We start from the raw sequence: 13274 nt of genomic DNA, 5'->3' as shown, positions 1-13274 counted from the left end.
GCCGCGCACCGTGCCCATTCCTCGACTGAAGGCCTGGCGCATCTGTTGCCGGCCTTCGCCGGCCGCACCATGCAGGCCGAGCTCGACGCGCTGGAAAAGGGCCTCGGCAATCCCGTCCGCCCGGTCGTCGCCATCGTCGGCGGCGCCAAGGTCTCGACCAAGATCGACCTCTTGATGAACCTGGTGAAGAAGGTCGACGCGCTGGTCATCGGCGGCGGCATGGCCAACACCTTCCTGGCCGCGCGCGGCACCGCCGTCGGCAAGTCGCTCTGCGAGCATGATCTTGCCGCCACTGCCAAGCAGATCATGATCGAGGCGGCCGAAGCCGGCTGCGCCATCATCCTGCCGGCCGACGGCGTCGTGGCGAAGGAGTTCAAGGCCGGCGCCGCCAGCGGGACCGTCGCCATATCGGACGTGCCGGCCGACGGCATGATCCTCGACGTCGGCGAAAAGACCGTGAAGGCCGTCGGCGACTGGATCGACCGCGCCGCCACGCTGGTCTGGAACGGCCCGCTCGGCGCCTTCGAGATCGAACCTTTCGACCGCGCCACGGTGGCGGCGGCAAGGCACGCCGCCGAACGCACCAAGGCAGGCAAGCTGGTCTCGGTGGCCGGCGGCGGCGACACGGTGGCCGCGCTCAACCACGCCGGCGTCGCCGACGACTTCACCTATGTCTCGACCGCCGGCGGCGCCTTCCTTGAGTGGATGGAAGGCAAGCCGCTGCCCGGCGTCGAGGTGCTGAAGCGCTGAAGCAATTCCAGGAAAACCGCGCAGCGGTTTTCCGTTCGGAATTGGGTGGAGCAAAGCATTTGCAGCCAGGCGGCGATGCTTGGCGTTGCGGAAATGCGACCGGAGCGATTGACCCGATCAAGACTCGGCGAGCCGGCCCCGCGGCGCGACTTTCAATCGATTTCGCGCTTTCCGGCATCATTCCTTTGGCGGTAGAGTTCCGTGAACCGCGGAAAACCACTGTCAGGAGGAAGCACAATGAGCGAACGTCTCGAAGACATTGCCGCCGCGATCGTGGCCGACGGCAAGGGCCTGTTGGCCGCCGATGAAAGCTCCGGCACCATCAAGAAGCGCTTCGACGTGATCGGCGTCGAATCGACGGCCGACAGCCGCCGCGACTATCGCGAGATGATGTTCCGCGCCAAGGACGCGATGACGCGCTACATTTCCGGTGTCATCCTCTATGACGAGACCATCCGCCAGAAGGCCGCCGACGGCACGCCGCTGGTCGACATCATCAAGGCGTCAGGCGCCATCCCTGGCATCAAGGTCGATGCCGGCGCCAAGCCGCTGGCCGGCTTTCCCGGCGACACCGTCACCGAGGGCCTCGACGGCCTGCGTGAGCGGCTTGCCGACTACTACAAGCTCGGCGCCCGCTTCGCCAAATGGCGCGCGGTGATCGATATCGACATCGCCAAGGGCGTACCGTCTCAGACCTCGATCGGCTCGAACGCACACGCGCTCGCCCGCTACGCCGCGCTCTGCCAGGAGGCCGGCATCGTGCCGATCGTCGAGCCGGAGGTGCTGATGGACGGCGCCCACGGCATCGACACCTGCTACGAGATCAGCAAGGCGACGCTGCTCAAGCTCTATGACGAGCTCTATGCCGCGCGCGTCGTGCTCGAAGGCACCATCCTGAAGCCGAACATGGTCATATCGGGCAAGAAATCGGGCAAGTTGGACAGTCCCGAGATCGTCGCGGAAAAGACGATCAAACTGTTCCGCGAGACGGTGCCGGCGGCGGTTGCGGGCATTGCCTTCCTCTCCGGCGGCCAATCGGACGAGGAGGCGACCGCCAACCTCAATGCCATCAACGCCATCGGCCCGCATCCGTGGAAGCTGACCTTCTCCTACGGCCGTGCCCTGCAGGCCGCCGCGCAGAAGGCCTGGAGCGGCAAGGCATCGAACGTCGCCGCCGGCCAGGCCGCCTTTGTCCATCGCGCCCACATGAACCATCTGGCGGCGCTCGGCAAATGGCAGCAGGCGCTGGAAAAGGCCGCCTGACACGTTTCTTCAGACGCGACGCAAAACCCGGGCTCACCGCCCGGGTTTTGTTTTTCGCGGCGGCATCCCCACTTCTGGGACTGCGCGGAAAAGCGCGTCGGCCATGTCGGATCGCGCCGATATCGAACGTCCTTGGCAGGAGACGACAGGAGATCGTCATGCATCGCAATGCCGTCGTTTCGCGGGAAGACTGGTTCGAGGCGCACAAAAGGCACCTCGATCGCGAGAAGGAACTGACGCGGCTGCGCGACAAGATCGCCGCCGAACGGCGCGAATTGCCCTGGCTGAAGATCCGCAAGGACTACGTCTTCGAGAGCGAGCAAGGCCCGAAGCGGCTGGCCGGGCTCTTTGGCGAAAACAGCCAGCTGATCGTCTATCACTTCATGCTGGCGCCCGGTTCGAACCATCGCTGCGAGGGCTGCTCGTTCCTTGCCGACCATATAGACGGCGCCAATCTGCATCTTCAGCACCACGACGTGTCGCTGGTCGTGGTGGCGCGCGCGCCGCTGGCCGAGCTGTTGCCCTACAAGCAGCGCATGGGCTGGCGGTTCGACTGGGTGTCGTCCTATGCGTCCGACTTCAACTTCGACATGCAGGTTTCCTTCACCGACAAGCAGATCGCCGCCGGCGACACCACCTACAACTTCGAAAGGCGCGCGCGCACGTCGAAGGACCTGCCCGGCGTCAGCGTGTTCTACCGCGACGGGGCCGGCGACATCTTCCTCACCTTCACGTCGCGCGCCCGCGGTGGCGATCCACTGATCGGCGCCTATCACTATCTCGACATGACGCCGAAGGGCCGCAACGAGACCGGCCCCTATGGTGGCCTGATGGACTGGGTACGGCTGCATGACGAGTACGGGGACGTATCCGAGCCGCCGCCGGCCTGTTGCGACTGAACCGGCGGCTAATGCATGTCGCCCAAAAGTGGCCCCGGTTTTGGGAAACGACATGCATAAAACAAAGAGCTAAAGCGCGTCGCATGAGGCCGTTCAGGCGCGACGCGCTTTAGTTAGATCGTTCACCCGCACAACAATATGCGCTAAGGGCATGAGCCATGCAGCGCCTGCTCGCCCTCCTCACCTGGCTCGCCTTTCCCGTCTACGTCTGGCAGGGGCTCGGCGTGCGCCGTCGCACCAGCCGCATGCTGCCGGCGCGCGGTCCGGTCATGCATGAGATGCCGGGCAAGGCGCCGGCGATCACGCTGCTGGTGCTGGGCGATTCCTCCGCCGCCTCGGTCGGCATCGGCCATTCCGAGAACGGGCTCGCGGCGCAGCTTGCCATCCTGATTTCAGAGCGAACGGGCAGCGCCGTGCGCTGGCGGGCGGCCGGCTTCAATTCGGCGACCTCCGGCCAGGTGCGCGACCATGTCCTGCCCAATTTGTCGGCCGATCCGTGGACGCATATCGTGCTCGCCATCGGCACCAACGACACCAAGAACTTCCACTCGGTGCCACGCTTCAAGAAGGAGTTCGGCGGCCTGCTTTACGCGCTGCGCGCCAAATGGCCGGAGGCGCGCGTGGTGTGGTCGCCGGTGCTGGAGTTCACCCGGGCGCCGGCGATGCCGTCCCTGCTTGGCAGGATCCTCGAGATCAGGGCTGCCGAGATGAACCGGATGGGCAAGCGCCTCTGCCTGGAGCGCGGCGCGGTGCCTGCGTCGCGGCTGCCGATCCTCGATCCGCAGGCCGGCTTTGCCGTCGACGGATTCCATGCCTCGGAAGCCGGCTACCGCGCCTGGGCGGAGCATTTGCTCGCCCCTGTTCTGGGCGAGCAGCCCTCGGCGTAGGCAGCCGATGGGGTGACGTCGCGGCTCTAGCCCCAGTGCCCCAGCACGGCGGTGAGCGAAATCGCCGCCATGGCAAGCAGCGCCAGCTTCCAGAAATCGCTGCGCCGCTTCAGCCCCGGCCAGCCGAGCGGCTTGATCAGCTGGATGACCATGATGCCAATGATGACGAGCGCGAGGAGTTTCGACATGCCGCTTTTGAGCAGCATCGCGGCCAGCTGTCAAAGCCGGCGTCGTTGCTTTGAAGCCGGGCGGAACCGGGCAGGACAGCCGCTTCTCCGCGTGCCAGCCAGACTGACCGCAATCTCCTTCGAAAGGCTGCCATCCTCCTGACAGACTGCTGTCAGCAGGGGTGTGCGATAGTGTCCTCATCAAAGAAGAGGAGACTAGCCATGACCGGTTACCAGATACTGCGCGGTGTGCAGCACTATGTCGGCAAGATCCGCACGATGCGCAACGAGATCCGCACCCAGCGTTTCATGAATGGCTTGCCGGCGGACATTCGCAAGGACATCGGCTGGCCGGATATGTACGCCAACGGCCGCCACATCGACCAATGAGCTTTTTTTGCGTGCCGCGCTTGGATGCGGACACCGCGGTGCCCAGATCTAGACGCGTCGGCGAATATGCTGAACCCTCCTGACAGTATGCTGTCAGGAGGGTCGTGTCATGGTGTGGCAGGAGTAGAGAGTGAACTTCGCATGGTGAAGAGCTGGAACGACAGGCTGAACACGCCGGGCGTCAATGGCATCAAGCCGTCGCCGCGGAGCTTTGCCGACGTCGTCGAAGGCCAGCCGATGCTGGTGCCGACAGCGCGCCAGGTCGATGATTTCATCCGCTCGATCCCGGAAGGCGTCGAGATGGACGTCCGCGCGCTGCGCACCGCGCTGGCCATCGAGCACGGGGCTGAAGTGACATGCCCGGTCGCCATCGGCTATCATTTGCGCACCGTGGCCGAGGCGGCCGGCGAGGATCTCGAGCACGGCATGGCGCTGAGCGAGATCGCGCCGTTCTGGCGGGTGCTGGACGCCAGGACGCCGACAACGAGGAAACTGTCCTTCGGCACGGAGTTCGTCGCCGTGCAGCGCAAGCGCGAAGGGCTGAAGCCATAGTGCATGTCGCCCAAAAGTGGGAACCGGTTTTGGGAACCACGACATGCATGGGAACAACGTGCATGTCGCCCAAAAGTGGGAACCGGTTTTGGGAACCACGACATGCATGGAAACAACGTGCATGTCGCCCAGAAGTGGCAACCGGTTTTGGGGCCACGACATGCATAGAAACAACATCGAGGAACCATACGATGCGTCGTGCCGACAGGCTCTTCCAGATCGTGCAGCATTTGCGCGGCGGCCGTCTGGTCACCGCCCAGAAGCTGGGTACGTGGCTCGAGGTTTCCGAGCGCACGATCTATCGCGACATCGCCGACCTGCAGTCGACCGGCGTGCCGATCGACGGCGAGGCGGGCGTCGGCTACATGATGAGGGAGGGTTTCGACCTTCCGCCGCTGATGTTCACGCGTGACGAGATCGTGGCGCTGGTCGCCGGCGCCCGCATGGTGCGCGCCTTTGGCGGCGCCGCCATGGCGCGGGCCGCCGACGAGGCGCTGGTCAAGATCGGCGCCGTGCTGCCCGATACCGAGAAGGACCGCATCGCCCGCACCGAGATCCACACGCCGATGTGGGTGGTGAGCGATGCCGCGCGCGAGGCGATCGACCTGATCGAGCGCGCGATCGAGAAACGCCAGGTCCTGACCATCGACTATTCGGACGAGGCCGGGCGCGGCACGGCGCGCGACATCCGGCCGCTTGGCCTGTGGTTCTGGGGCAAGGTGTGGACGCTGGTCGCCTGGTGCGAGATGCGCGACGATTTCCGCGCCTTCCGCATCGACCGCATTGCCTCGGTGGTGATCGCCGGCCGCGTCTACAAGCCGGAGCGCGGCAAGCAGCTCGCCGATTTCTACCGCGCGGTGGAGCGCAGCGAGGACTACGGCATGACGCCGGACCGGGCGGCGCGCAACTGAAGCCTCGAAAGCCAATAAAAAAGCCCGCTCGAAGCGGGCTTTTTTGTTGGCATGCCGAGAATTCTACTCCTCGTCGTCCGTGTCCTTGTCCTTCGACTTCAGCGCCGAGAGCTTGGCGAAGACGGCGTTGGCGTCGAGCTCGGCGTCCTCGTCCTTCGGCTTTTCCGGCGCCGGGACCAGCCGTTCCGTCAACGCCGCCGGCAGCAGCGTGTCGCCGACGGGCTGCGCCTGCTCGCGGCCGCGCGAGGCGCGGTTGACTTCCATGTCGAGGTCGATCTGCGAGGCGAGGCCCAGCGTCACCGGATCCATCGGCTGCAGATTGGCCGAATTCCAATGCTTGCGCTCGCGGATCTGCTCGATCGTCGACTTGGTGGTGCCTACAAGACGGGCAATCTGCGCGTCCTTCAGTTCGGGATGGTTGCGTACCAGCCAGAGGATGGCATTCGGCCGGTCCTGACGCTTCGACAGCGGCGTGTAGCGCGGGCCCTTGCGCTTGGATTCCGGCACCCTCACCTTGGGGTCGGACAGCTTCAGCCGATGGTTCTGGTCCTTCTCGGCGCGCGCGATCTCGTCGCGGGTCAGCTGGCCGGTCATGATCGGGTCCATGCCCTTGATGCCTTGCGCCGATTCGCCGTCGGCGATCGCCTTGACCTCGAGCGGATGCAGCCCGCAGAACTGCGCGATCTGCTCGAAGGAGAGCGCGGTGTTGTCGACCAGCCAGACGGCGGTCGCCTTGGGCATCAGCAGCGTATTGGCCATTTCTAAAAATCCTTCTCGTTCGCCCGCGTTCCCGCGCGGGCGGTGGTTTTAGAGCCACCAAAATGGGAAATTCGCGGTCTGTATAACCGCTCCGTCACCATTTCGCAATGTTTTTGGAAAGCCCCGAGAAAGGAGAGGCCGGGCACAAGCGCGGCTTGGAAAGACAAAACCCGCCGGACTGGGTCCAGCGGGTTTGGAACCGGAGACGAGCAAGCGTCTGCGACGGCTCTGGCTTCGCGACGCGGTCCCGGCGTTGCAGCCGGGTCGCGTTTGCAATCAAAGAGCCTGGCGGGCGATACGCTCGATGTCGGCGCGGTTGATGCCGAGGTCGCTCAGCTGACGGGCGTTGAGCTTGTTCAGCTCGCGCACGGTCTCGTTGTACATGCGCCAGTTACGGAAAGCGCGGATCGGGTTCATGGTGGTTCTCCAGTCGTTGGTTGATTTGTTCGATGCCGTGTAAATAGGCACCGCCGCCCAAGAATTGAACGGACGCTTTTGCATGGCGGCAATGCGTTTTGTGCATTGCAGCATTAAGCTCTCGTTCAGGTTTTCCGCAGGCGATTTACGCACCAGGCGCGTCGAGATTTCAGGTCAGGCCGAGGCGGAGTCGAAGACGGGCGCGGAGCGACCAAAACGGTGGTTTTCGAGAACCGGCGCGGAGCGCACCTCCGCATGTCCCGGAAAAGTGCTCCCGGTTTTCCGACAAGGACATGCGGCAGCAAGGAAACTACGTGAGCACCTGAGCGCAGGTTTGCAGGCCGGCCTCACCTGAATATCCTAGCCGACGTCGAGCACGATCTTGCCGATATGCTCCCCATCCTCCATCCGCTCATGCGCCCGCCAGGCTTCGCTGAGCGGCAGGATCGTGTCCATCACCGGCGCAATCTTGCGGCTGCCGAGCAGCGGCCAGACCTGCGCCTCGAGCGCTGCCGCGATCGCCGCCTTGAATTCGACCGTGCGCGGCCTCAGCGTCGAGCCGGTATGGGTGAGCCGCTTGACCATCAGCTTGGAGAAATCGACGCTCGCCGCCGCCCCGCCCTGCACGGCGATCTGCACGATGCGGCCTTCCACCGCCGCGGCCTCGTAATTGCGCGTCACATAGTCTCCGGCGACCATGTCGAGGATGACGTTGGCGCCGCGGCCGGCGGTCGCGTCCTTGACCGCGGCGACGAAGTCCTCCTCGCGATAGTTGATCGCGCGGTCGGCGCCGAGCTTCAGGCAGGCGTCGCATTTCTCCTTGCTGCCGGCGGTGGTGACGACATAGGCGCCGAAGGCCGACGCCAGTTGGATCGCCGTGGTGCCGATGCCGGACGAGCCGCCATGCACCAGCAGTGTTTCGCCGCTCTTCAAGCCGCCGCGCTCGAATACATTGTGCCAGACGGTGAAATAGGTTTCCGGCACCGCCGCCGCTTCGGTGTGGGTGAAGCCGGCCGGCAGCGGCAGCACGCTGCCGGCATGCACCTTGACATATTCGGCATAGCCGCCGCCGGGGGTGAGCGCGCAGACCCGGTCCCCGATACGCCAGCGCGATATCTGGTCGCCCAGTGCCGCGACCTCGCCCGAGACTTCGAGGCCCGGCAGGTCGGACGCGCCGGGCGGCGGCGGATAGGCGCCCTTGCGCTGCAGCACATCCGGCCGGTTGACGCCGGCGGCACGGACCCGGATCAGCACCTCGCCCGGCCCCGGCACGGGCACGTCGCGCGTTTCCGGCTTCAGCACCCGCGGCCCGCCGGGCTCCGAGATCGCGATCGCCGTCATCTTCGCCGGAATCTTCTGTCCGCTCGCCATGAACTGTCCCGTCCTCCTTCGGCCGGTCTGGCCGGCAATTTGCATCAGCGCCCCTGCCCTATGTATGCTCATTGTCGAATCCGGCAAATGGCAAATCAGGGAGGAGCGACGATGGCGAGCTTCGACGACGAACCCGTAAAGAAAGCGCGCCCGCATGAGATCGGGCAGGATCTGGCCCTGCTTTCGGCCGACGAATTGTCCGAGCGGATCGGCATGCTGCGCGACGAGATCGCCCGGCTGGAAGCCGAGCTCAAGGCCAAGGGCGCGACCAAATCGGCAGCCGAGGCGCTGTTCCGCCGCGGCTAGCGTTGACGACGGCAACGCTTGCCGCCGAAAAGCCCGAATGCGCCTGTCAGACCGGCGCCACGAACCCCAAGCCGGATCAGACAATGTTTGCAACCTACCGACCGATCCTCTCGTTGCTTCGCGGCACCGCCTTCCTGCTCGCGGCGTCCGGCCTGCACGGGCTGCTGTTGCCGTTGCGTGGCCAGTTGGAGGGCTTTTCCACGGCATCGCTCGGCCTGATGGGCACCGCCTGGGCGGGCGGCTTCGTCACCGGCTGCTTCTTTGCGCCGCGCCTGGTTCGCCGCGCCGGCCATGTCAGGGCCTTCGGCGCCTTTGCCGCGTCGGGCGCCATCGTCGCCTTGCTCACCGGCCTCATCATCGATGAGTATGTCTGGATCCTGCTGCGCGCCTTCACCGGCTTCACCATGGCCGGCGCCTTCATGGTCATCGAAAGCTGGCTGAACGAGAAGGCGACCAACGAGAATCGCGGCACCGTCTTCGGCCTCTACATGATGGTCACCTATGCATCGATCATGGGCGGCCAGATGATCGTCGCCGGCGGCGACGTGAAGTCGGCTTCGCTGTTCATGATCACCGGCATCCTGTTCTGCCTGTCGCTGCTCCCGACCGCCGTCTCGACGCAGTCGCATCCGAAGCCGCTGCAGGACGTCAAGCTGGATGTCAAAGGGCTCTACGCCAATTCGCCGGTGTCCGCTGTTGCCTGCCTGCTGATCGGCATCGCCAACGGCGCCTGGGGCACGCTCGGCGCCGTCTATGGCGCCCGCATCGGCATTTCCACGGCCGAGATCGCGCTGATGATGAGCCTGGTGGTGGTCGCCGGCGCGGCCATGCAGCTTCCAGCCGGGCGCCTCTCGGACAAGACCGACCGCCGTTTCGTGCTGGCGGGCGCCGCGTTCGGCGCGGCCTTGTTCGCCATCGTCGTGTTCCTGTTCGAGCCGCGCTCCGGCGTCTTCGTCCTTGTCCTGACCGCCTCCTATGGCGCCTTCGCCTACACGCTCTATTCGATCGCCGTGGCGCATGCCAACGACCACGCGCGGGCGGAGGATTTCGTCAAGGTTTCGGGCGGCCTTCTGCTGCTCTACGGTTTCGGCACCATGATCGGGCCCCTGCTCGGCGCCGGCCTGATGGGTTCGCTGCGTCCCGAGGGGCTGTTCCTGGCCACCGCGCTCGCCCATCTTTGCCTGGCGGGGTACACGCTGCTGCGCATCAGCCGCCGCGCCCCGGTGCCGATCGAAAACCGCGACGCCTTCAAGACCCAGCCGGCCGACCGTTCGGTGACGCCGGAAGCCCTGCGGCTCGATCCGCGCAGAAAGGCTGAAACCAATGGTTGAGATTTGGGAAACTTTGCCTCTAAAATGACGCATGATGTTTTCTGATGCCTTTGTGGCGATTGCCGATCCCAACCGGCGCTATCTTCTCGAAGAGCTCCGACGCGGCCCGAAGACCGTCAACGAACTGGCGGCCGGACTGCCAGTTTCACGCCCAGCCGTCTCGCAGCACCTGAAAGTTCTGCTCGAGGCCGGCCTGGTCAACGCCAAGGCGGAAGGCACGCGGCGTGTCTACACGGTCAGCAGTGCCGGCTTCCTGCGGTTGAACATCTGGCTCGACCAGTTCTGGGAAGCACTGCCCGGCGAGTGACCTCTGGGCGGCATGACCGGTCCGGCACTTGCTTCATGCGATTCCGTTCTGCGCTTTTTCTGGCTGTGGAGGAGGAACCCATGGGACGCGAAGCGGTACTTGGCGCTCTGACGGCGATCAATCTGGTTCTGCTCGCTGGCATGGGGCTGATGCAGATCCTGCCGGCGAAGGCGCAGGACGGCACAGGCATGCTGCGCGGAAGCGGGCTTCAGATTGTCGATAGTCAGGGCCGGGTGCGCTCCAGCATCTCCGTGCTGCCGGCGAAGGCCGGCGAGGCCGAGACCGTGCTGTTCCGCCTCATCGCGGAGAATGGCCAGCCTTCGGTCAAGATCAGCGCCTCGACCGCAAGCGCCGGCCTGAGTTTCGTCGGCGGCGACGATGCAAGCTACATTTTGCTCGAGGCGGATGGTCCCGAAACCCGGCTCGAGATGGTGGAACCGGAGGGCCGCAAGGAGGTGATCGAGCCATAGGAGCGATTCAAGGCTAGGGGAGAACGACCGCTCGCCCGATGCGAGGCACTGATGTCAGCCGTCGTTGTAGGGGAAGAACTTGAAGTAGGGCTGGGCTTCCTCGATCACGCGGGCGAAGGACGGTCGTTCGACCAGGCGATCGTGATAACGCCTGACCGCGGGGAACCTGTCGCCGAACGGCTCGACCTTGTTGGCGTAGAACAGCGCCGGCGCCGCCGCGCAGTCGGCCATGGTGAAGGTTTCGCCAACCGCCCAAATCCTCGACTGCATCTCGGTTTCGACGATGGCGTAGGAGGCGCGCAACTGCGCCCGCGCCTGCTCGACACCGAACGGATCGGTCTGGCCCTGCGGCCGCAGCCGGTCGCCGACGATCTTCTGCATCGGCTCCTGCACATAGAAATCGTAGAAGCGGTCGGCGGTCCGAACCTGGCGGGCGAGGTCGGCATCGGCCGGGATCAGCGCGGTCGGGCCAGGATAGTGGACGGCCAGATACTCGATCACGATGGTTGATTCCGGCACCGTCTGCCCGCGCGCCTCGTCGCGCAGCACCGGCATCTTGCCCGCCGGCGACAGTCTCAGGAACGCCGCGCGCGACTGCTCGTTGCCGAGATCGACAATGACGACATCGAAAGGCGTGCCATTCTCATAGAGCGCGATCAGCGGCTTCCAGCAGAAGGATGCCAGCGGGTGGAGGTGCATGGTCAGGGACATTGGGTGCTCGCTTCCGTTCGGCGTGGATTGGCCCGATTTCGATAGTGACGCATTCCGTGCGGCGATGTCACGGCAGACGGCGGGTCAGGCGGCCCGCGCTGCCCGGTCATGCGTCGCGATGGCGGCGATCATGACGGCCCAGTCGTCCGGATGCAGTTCGTGGCCGCCGCCCTCGATACGCACCAACTTCGCACCGGCAACCGCCTCGGCGAGCGCTGCGCCATGCTCGATCGGAAAGATCGGGTCCGTCGTGCCGTGGATGACGAGCAGCGCAATCCGCATCTTCCGAAGACGGTCCTTCCAGTCTCCGCCGCTCTTGAGCAGGAAGTGGTTGGTCGCGCTGAGCAGGCCTCCCGACCGGTCATAGTCCCGCTCGACGAACGCCCTTGTCCGCTTCTCGTCGAACGGATGCGCGGTGCTCGCGATGACGCGGGCCTCGCGGACGATGAAGTCGATCACCTGCTCGCGATCCGACCAATCGACCTTCTCGCCTGCCGCCGCGTGCTCTTTGTAGCTCTCGGACATTGCCGGCAGATGCGAGGTGTCGATGCCGACTGGCGACGTGCTGATCACGGTCAGCGCCGTGACGCGCGACGGGTGTTTCAGCGCCACCAGCTGCGCGATCATGCCGCCCATCGACATGCCGACCACATGCGCCCTCACGACCTCATGATCGTCGAGCACGCGTATGGCATCATCGGCCATGTCATCGAATGTGTAGGGCGGCTCGCCCGGCGCGTATTTCGCCGAGTGGCCGGTGTCGCGATTGTCGTAGCGGATCACGAACAGACCCTCGCCGGCCAGCTTCCGGCAGAACGCTTCCGGCCACCACAGCATCGACGCCATGGCGCCCATGATCAGCAGAACCGCCGGATCGGCGGGACTGCCAAAAGTTTCGGAAACGATCCGGGGCTGCTCTTTCGTCTTCATGGTCGCTTCCTCCTCTGCAATCCGATTGCATTTTGCAATCAGTTGCACGATAATCAGACTGATACGATAATGCAACCGGTTTTTTCTGGAGGCTTGCATGAACACCGACCACCGCTCCGGCTGCCCGATCAATCTGTCGCTCGAAGTGTTCGGCGATCGCTGGAGCCTGATCATCCTGCGCGACATGATCTTCGGCGGCCGGCGCCATTTTCGCGAAATGCTCAACGGATCGATCGAGGGCATCGCGTCCAACATCCTTGCCGACCGGCTGAAGCGGCTGATGGAGTTGGGCATGCTGACAAAGGCCGACGATCCCTCCCACAAGCAGAAGGCAATCTACAGCCTGACCGAGATGGCTATCACCCTGGTGCCGATCATGGCGCATCTCGGCGCCTGGGGCCGTGTCTGGCTGCCGGTCAGCGAGGAGCTCTCGATCCGCGCCGAGCTTCTGGAAAACGGCGGCCCACCCTTATGGGAGCGCTTCATGGACGAATTGCGCCATGAACACCTCGGTGCGCCGATCGACCATGCGGGGCCAACCGTTCGGGCAACCCTGCAGGCCGGCTACGAGGCAGTGGTCGCCCGCAAGGCTGAGGCAGCCGCCGGCTAGAGAGGGCGCGGCGTTTCGCCACTTCCTGAAAATCAGTTTCAACCGCCGCCGGGATTGTATCTTGCGTCTCGTCGACGATGATCGCGGCCTTTCAACAGGAGACTGCCATGACCGCGCTGACGCTCGAGAAAGCCAAGCAAATCATCGACGCCGCCTTCGCCAGGGGTGCCGAGCTGAAGCTCAGGCCGCTGGGCGTGTCGGTGCTCGATGCCGGCGCCCACCTGGTCGCCTTCCAGCGCCAGG

19 protein-coding genes are annotated in these 13274 nt (G+C 64.9%); 13 read left to right on the top strand and 6 right to left on the bottom strand.

The window, feature by feature from the left end:
• The 4 genes from pgk to EN780_RS15095 all read left to right on the top strand — a co-directional run.
• Positions 1 to 750: phosphoglycerate kinase (gene pgk, locus EN780_RS15110; protein ID WP_128274534.1), on the top strand; the 750-nt coding region annotated here is incomplete at its 5' end.
• A gap of 237 nt (positions 751 to 987) precedes the next feature.
• Entirely contained in the window at positions 988 to 2013 is a 1026-nt protein-coding gene (locus EN780_RS15105; protein WP_128274532.1) for a class I fructose-bisphosphate aldolase, read from the top strand.
• 158 nt (positions 2014 to 2171) lie between these two features.
• On the top strand, positions 2172 to 2912 hold the full coding sequence (locus EN780_RS15100; RefSeq protein ID WP_128274530.1) for a thioredoxin family protein: 741 nt from the start codon (positions 2172 to 2174) through the stop codon (positions 2910 to 2912).
• A 158-nt stretch (positions 2913 to 3070) separates the two neighbouring features.
• Entirely contained in the window at positions 3071 to 3799 is a 729-nt protein-coding gene (locus tag EN780_RS15095; protein ID WP_128274528.1) for an SGNH/GDSL hydrolase family protein, read from the top strand.
• Between the two features lie 26 nt (positions 3800 to 3825).
• Here EN780_RS15095 and EN780_RS15090 read toward each other — a convergent pair whose 3' ends face one another.
• Positions 3826 to 3987, bottom strand: coding sequence for a hypothetical protein (locus EN780_RS15090; protein ID WP_127282799.1), 162 nt, complete (start codon positions 3985 to 3987; stop codon positions 3826 to 3828).
• Positions 3988 to 4188: 201 nt separating this feature from the next.
• Between EN780_RS15090 and EN780_RS15085 the strand changes: the two genes are divergently transcribed.
• The 3 genes from EN780_RS15085 to EN780_RS15075 all read left to right on the top strand — a co-directional run bounded on the left by EN780_RS15085 (position 4189) and on the right by EN780_RS15075 (position 5819).
• Positions 4189 to 4356 (top strand): hypothetical protein, encoded by a 168-nt coding sequence (locus tag EN780_RS15085; RefSeq protein WP_127282773.1) that lies wholly within the window; start codon positions 4189 to 4191, stop codon positions 4354 to 4356.
• Positions 4357 to 4497: 141 nt separating this feature from the next.
• Positions 4498 to 4908 (top strand): hypothetical protein, encoded by a 411-nt coding sequence (locus EN780_RS15080; RefSeq protein ID WP_189340493.1) that lies wholly within the window; start codon positions 4498 to 4500, stop codon positions 4906 to 4908.
• A gap of 191 nt (positions 4909 to 5099) precedes the next feature.
• A complete protein-coding gene (locus EN780_RS15075) occupies positions 5100 to 5819 on the top strand; it encodes a YafY family protein (protein ID WP_126057965.1) in 720 nt (239 codons plus the stop codon).
• Positions 5820 to 5882: 63 nt separating this feature from the next.
• Here EN780_RS15075 and EN780_RS15070 read toward each other — a convergent pair whose 3' ends face one another.
• The 3 genes from EN780_RS15070 to EN780_RS15060 form a co-directional block, all read right to left on the bottom strand.
• Entirely contained in the window at positions 5883 to 6578 is a 696-nt protein-coding gene (locus tag EN780_RS15070) for a DUF1013 domain-containing protein (RefSeq protein WP_127285986.1), read from the bottom strand.
• Between the two features lie 276 nt (positions 6579 to 6854).
• Entirely contained in the window at positions 6855 to 6995 is a 141-nt protein-coding gene (locus EN780_RS15065; protein ID WP_127285985.1) for a DUF1127 domain-containing protein, read from the bottom strand.
• A gap of 360 nt (positions 6996 to 7355) precedes the next feature.
• Complete coding sequence (locus EN780_RS15060; RefSeq protein WP_128274536.1) at positions 7356 to 8366, bottom strand: NAD(P)H-quinone oxidoreductase; 1011 nt, start codon at positions 8364 to 8366, stop codon at positions 7356 to 7358.
• A 111-nt stretch (positions 8367 to 8477) separates the two neighbouring features.
• Between EN780_RS15060 and EN780_RS15055 the strand changes: the two genes are divergently transcribed.
• From EN780_RS15055 to EN780_RS15040, 4 genes are all read left to right on the top strand, one after another.
• On the top strand, positions 8478 to 8672 hold the full coding sequence (locus tag EN780_RS15055; protein ID WP_127285984.1) for a DUF1192 domain-containing protein: 195 nt from the start codon (positions 8478 to 8480) through the stop codon (positions 8670 to 8672).
• Between the two features lie 83 nt (positions 8673 to 8755).
• A complete protein-coding gene (locus tag EN780_RS15050) occupies positions 8756 to 10003 on the top strand; it encodes an MFS transporter (protein WP_128274526.1) in 1248 nt (415 codons plus the stop codon).
• Positions 10004 to 10034: 31 nt separating this feature from the next.
• Entirely contained in the window at positions 10035 to 10310 is a 276-nt protein-coding gene (locus tag EN780_RS15045; RefSeq protein ID WP_126057959.1) for a metalloregulator ArsR/SmtB family transcription factor, read from the top strand.
• Between the two features lie 80 nt (positions 10311 to 10390).
• Complete coding sequence (locus tag EN780_RS15040; protein ID WP_128274524.1) at positions 10391 to 10780, top strand: hypothetical protein; 390 nt, start codon at positions 10391 to 10393, stop codon at positions 10778 to 10780.
• 54 nt (positions 10781 to 10834) lie between these two features.
• Here EN780_RS15040 and EN780_RS15035 read toward each other — a convergent pair whose 3' ends face one another.
• Both EN780_RS15035 and EN780_RS15030 read right to left on the bottom strand, forming a co-directional pair.
• The gene (locus tag EN780_RS15035; RefSeq protein ID WP_128274522.1) at positions 10835 to 11491 is read right to left on the bottom strand and encodes a glutathione S-transferase family protein; all 657 of its coding nucleotides are present in this window, start codon (positions 11489 to 11491) and stop codon (positions 10835 to 10837) included.
• 84 nt (positions 11492 to 11575) lie between these two features.
• Positions 11576 to 12421 carry an alpha/beta hydrolase gene (locus EN780_RS15030; protein ID WP_128274520.1) on the bottom strand — a complete coding sequence of 282 codons (846 nt, stop codon included), beginning with the start codon at positions 12419 to 12421 and terminating at the stop codon, positions 11576 to 11578.
• 97 nt (positions 12422 to 12518) lie between these two features.
• Between EN780_RS15030 and EN780_RS15025 the strand changes: the two genes are divergently transcribed.
• Together EN780_RS15025 and EN780_RS40650 are read left to right on the top strand one after the other, a co-directional pair.
• Positions 12519 to 13031 carry a helix-turn-helix domain-containing protein gene (locus EN780_RS15025; protein WP_127285979.1) on the top strand — a complete coding sequence of 171 codons (513 nt, stop codon included), beginning with the start codon at positions 12519 to 12521 and terminating at the stop codon, positions 13029 to 13031.
• A 107-nt stretch (positions 13032 to 13138) separates the two neighbouring features.
• A partial coding sequence (locus tag EN780_RS40650) for a heme-binding protein (protein ID WP_189556568.1) occupies positions 13139 to 13274 on the top strand: 136 nt, incomplete at its 3' end.

Origin of the sequence: Mesorhizobium sp. M4B.F.Ca.ET.089.01.1.1, from assembly GCF_004022605.1 — a bacterium.
Taxonomy (GTDB): Bacteria; Pseudomonadota; Alphaproteobacteria; order Rhizobiales; family Rhizobiaceae; genus Mesorhizobium; species Mesorhizobium abyssinicae.
This window is presented reverse-complemented; position numbering and strand designations above follow the sequence as displayed.

What these genes read in the sequence shown, in the direction of transcription:
- EN780_RS15105 (WP_128274532.1), top strand. Translation starts at nt 988, where the DNA reads ATGAGCGAACGTCTCGAAGACATTGCCGCCGCGATCGTGGCCGACGGC.
- EN780_RS15100 (WP_128274530.1), top strand. Translation starts at nt 2,172, where the DNA reads ATGCATCGCAATGCCGTCGTTTCGCGGGAAGACTGGTTCGAGGCGCAC.
- EN780_RS15095 (WP_128274528.1), top strand. Translation starts at nt 3,071, where the DNA reads ATGCAGCGCCTGCTCGCCCTCCTCACCTGGCTCGCCTTTCCCGTCTAC.
- EN780_RS15090 (WP_127282799.1), bottom strand. Translation starts at nt 3,987, where the DNA reads ATGTCGAAACTCCTCGCGCTCGTCATCATTGGCATCATGGTCATCCAG.
- EN780_RS15085 (WP_127282773.1), top strand. Translation starts at nt 4,189, where the DNA reads ATGACCGGTTACCAGATACTGCGCGGTGTGCAGCACTATGTCGGCAAG.
- EN780_RS15080 (WP_189340493.1), top strand. Translation starts at nt 4,498, where the DNA reads ATGGTGAAGAGCTGGAACGACAGGCTGAACACGCCGGGCGTCAATGGC.
- EN780_RS15075 (WP_126057965.1), top strand. Translation starts at nt 5,100, where the DNA reads ATGCGTCGTGCCGACAGGCTCTTCCAGATCGTGCAGCATTTGCGCGGC.
- EN780_RS15070 (WP_127285986.1), bottom strand. Translation starts at nt 6,578, where the DNA reads ATGGCCAATACGCTGCTGATGCCCAAGGCGACCGCCGTCTGGCTGGTC.
- EN780_RS15065 (WP_127285985.1), bottom strand. Translation starts at nt 6,995, where the DNA reads ATGAACCCGATCCGCGCTTTCCGTAACTGGCGCATGTACAACGAGACC.
- EN780_RS15060 (WP_128274536.1), bottom strand. Translation starts at nt 8,366, where the DNA reads ATGGCGAGCGGACAGAAGATTCCGGCGAAGATGACGGCGATCGCGATC.
- EN780_RS15055 (WP_127285984.1), top strand. Translation starts at nt 8,478, where the DNA reads ATGGCGAGCTTCGACGACGAACCCGTAAAGAAAGCGCGCCCGCATGAG.
- EN780_RS15050 (WP_128274526.1), top strand. Translation starts at nt 8,756, where the DNA reads ATGTTTGCAACCTACCGACCGATCCTCTCGTTGCTTCGCGGCACCGCC.
- EN780_RS15045 (WP_126057959.1), top strand. Translation starts at nt 10,035, where the DNA reads ATGATGTTTTCTGATGCCTTTGTGGCGATTGCCGATCCCAACCGGCGC.
- EN780_RS15040 (WP_128274524.1), top strand. Translation starts at nt 10,391, where the DNA reads ATGGGACGCGAAGCGGTACTTGGCGCTCTGACGGCGATCAATCTGGTT.
- EN780_RS15035 (WP_128274522.1), bottom strand. Translation starts at nt 11,491, where the DNA reads ATGTCCCTGACCATGCACCTCCACCCGCTGGCATCCTTCTGCTGGAAG.
- EN780_RS15030 (WP_128274520.1), bottom strand. Translation starts at nt 12,421, where the DNA reads ATGAAGACGAAAGAGCAGCCCCGGATCGTTTCCGAAACTTTTGGCAGT.
- EN780_RS15025 (WP_127285979.1), top strand. Translation starts at nt 12,519, where the DNA reads ATGAACACCGACCACCGCTCCGGCTGCCCGATCAATCTGTCGCTCGAA.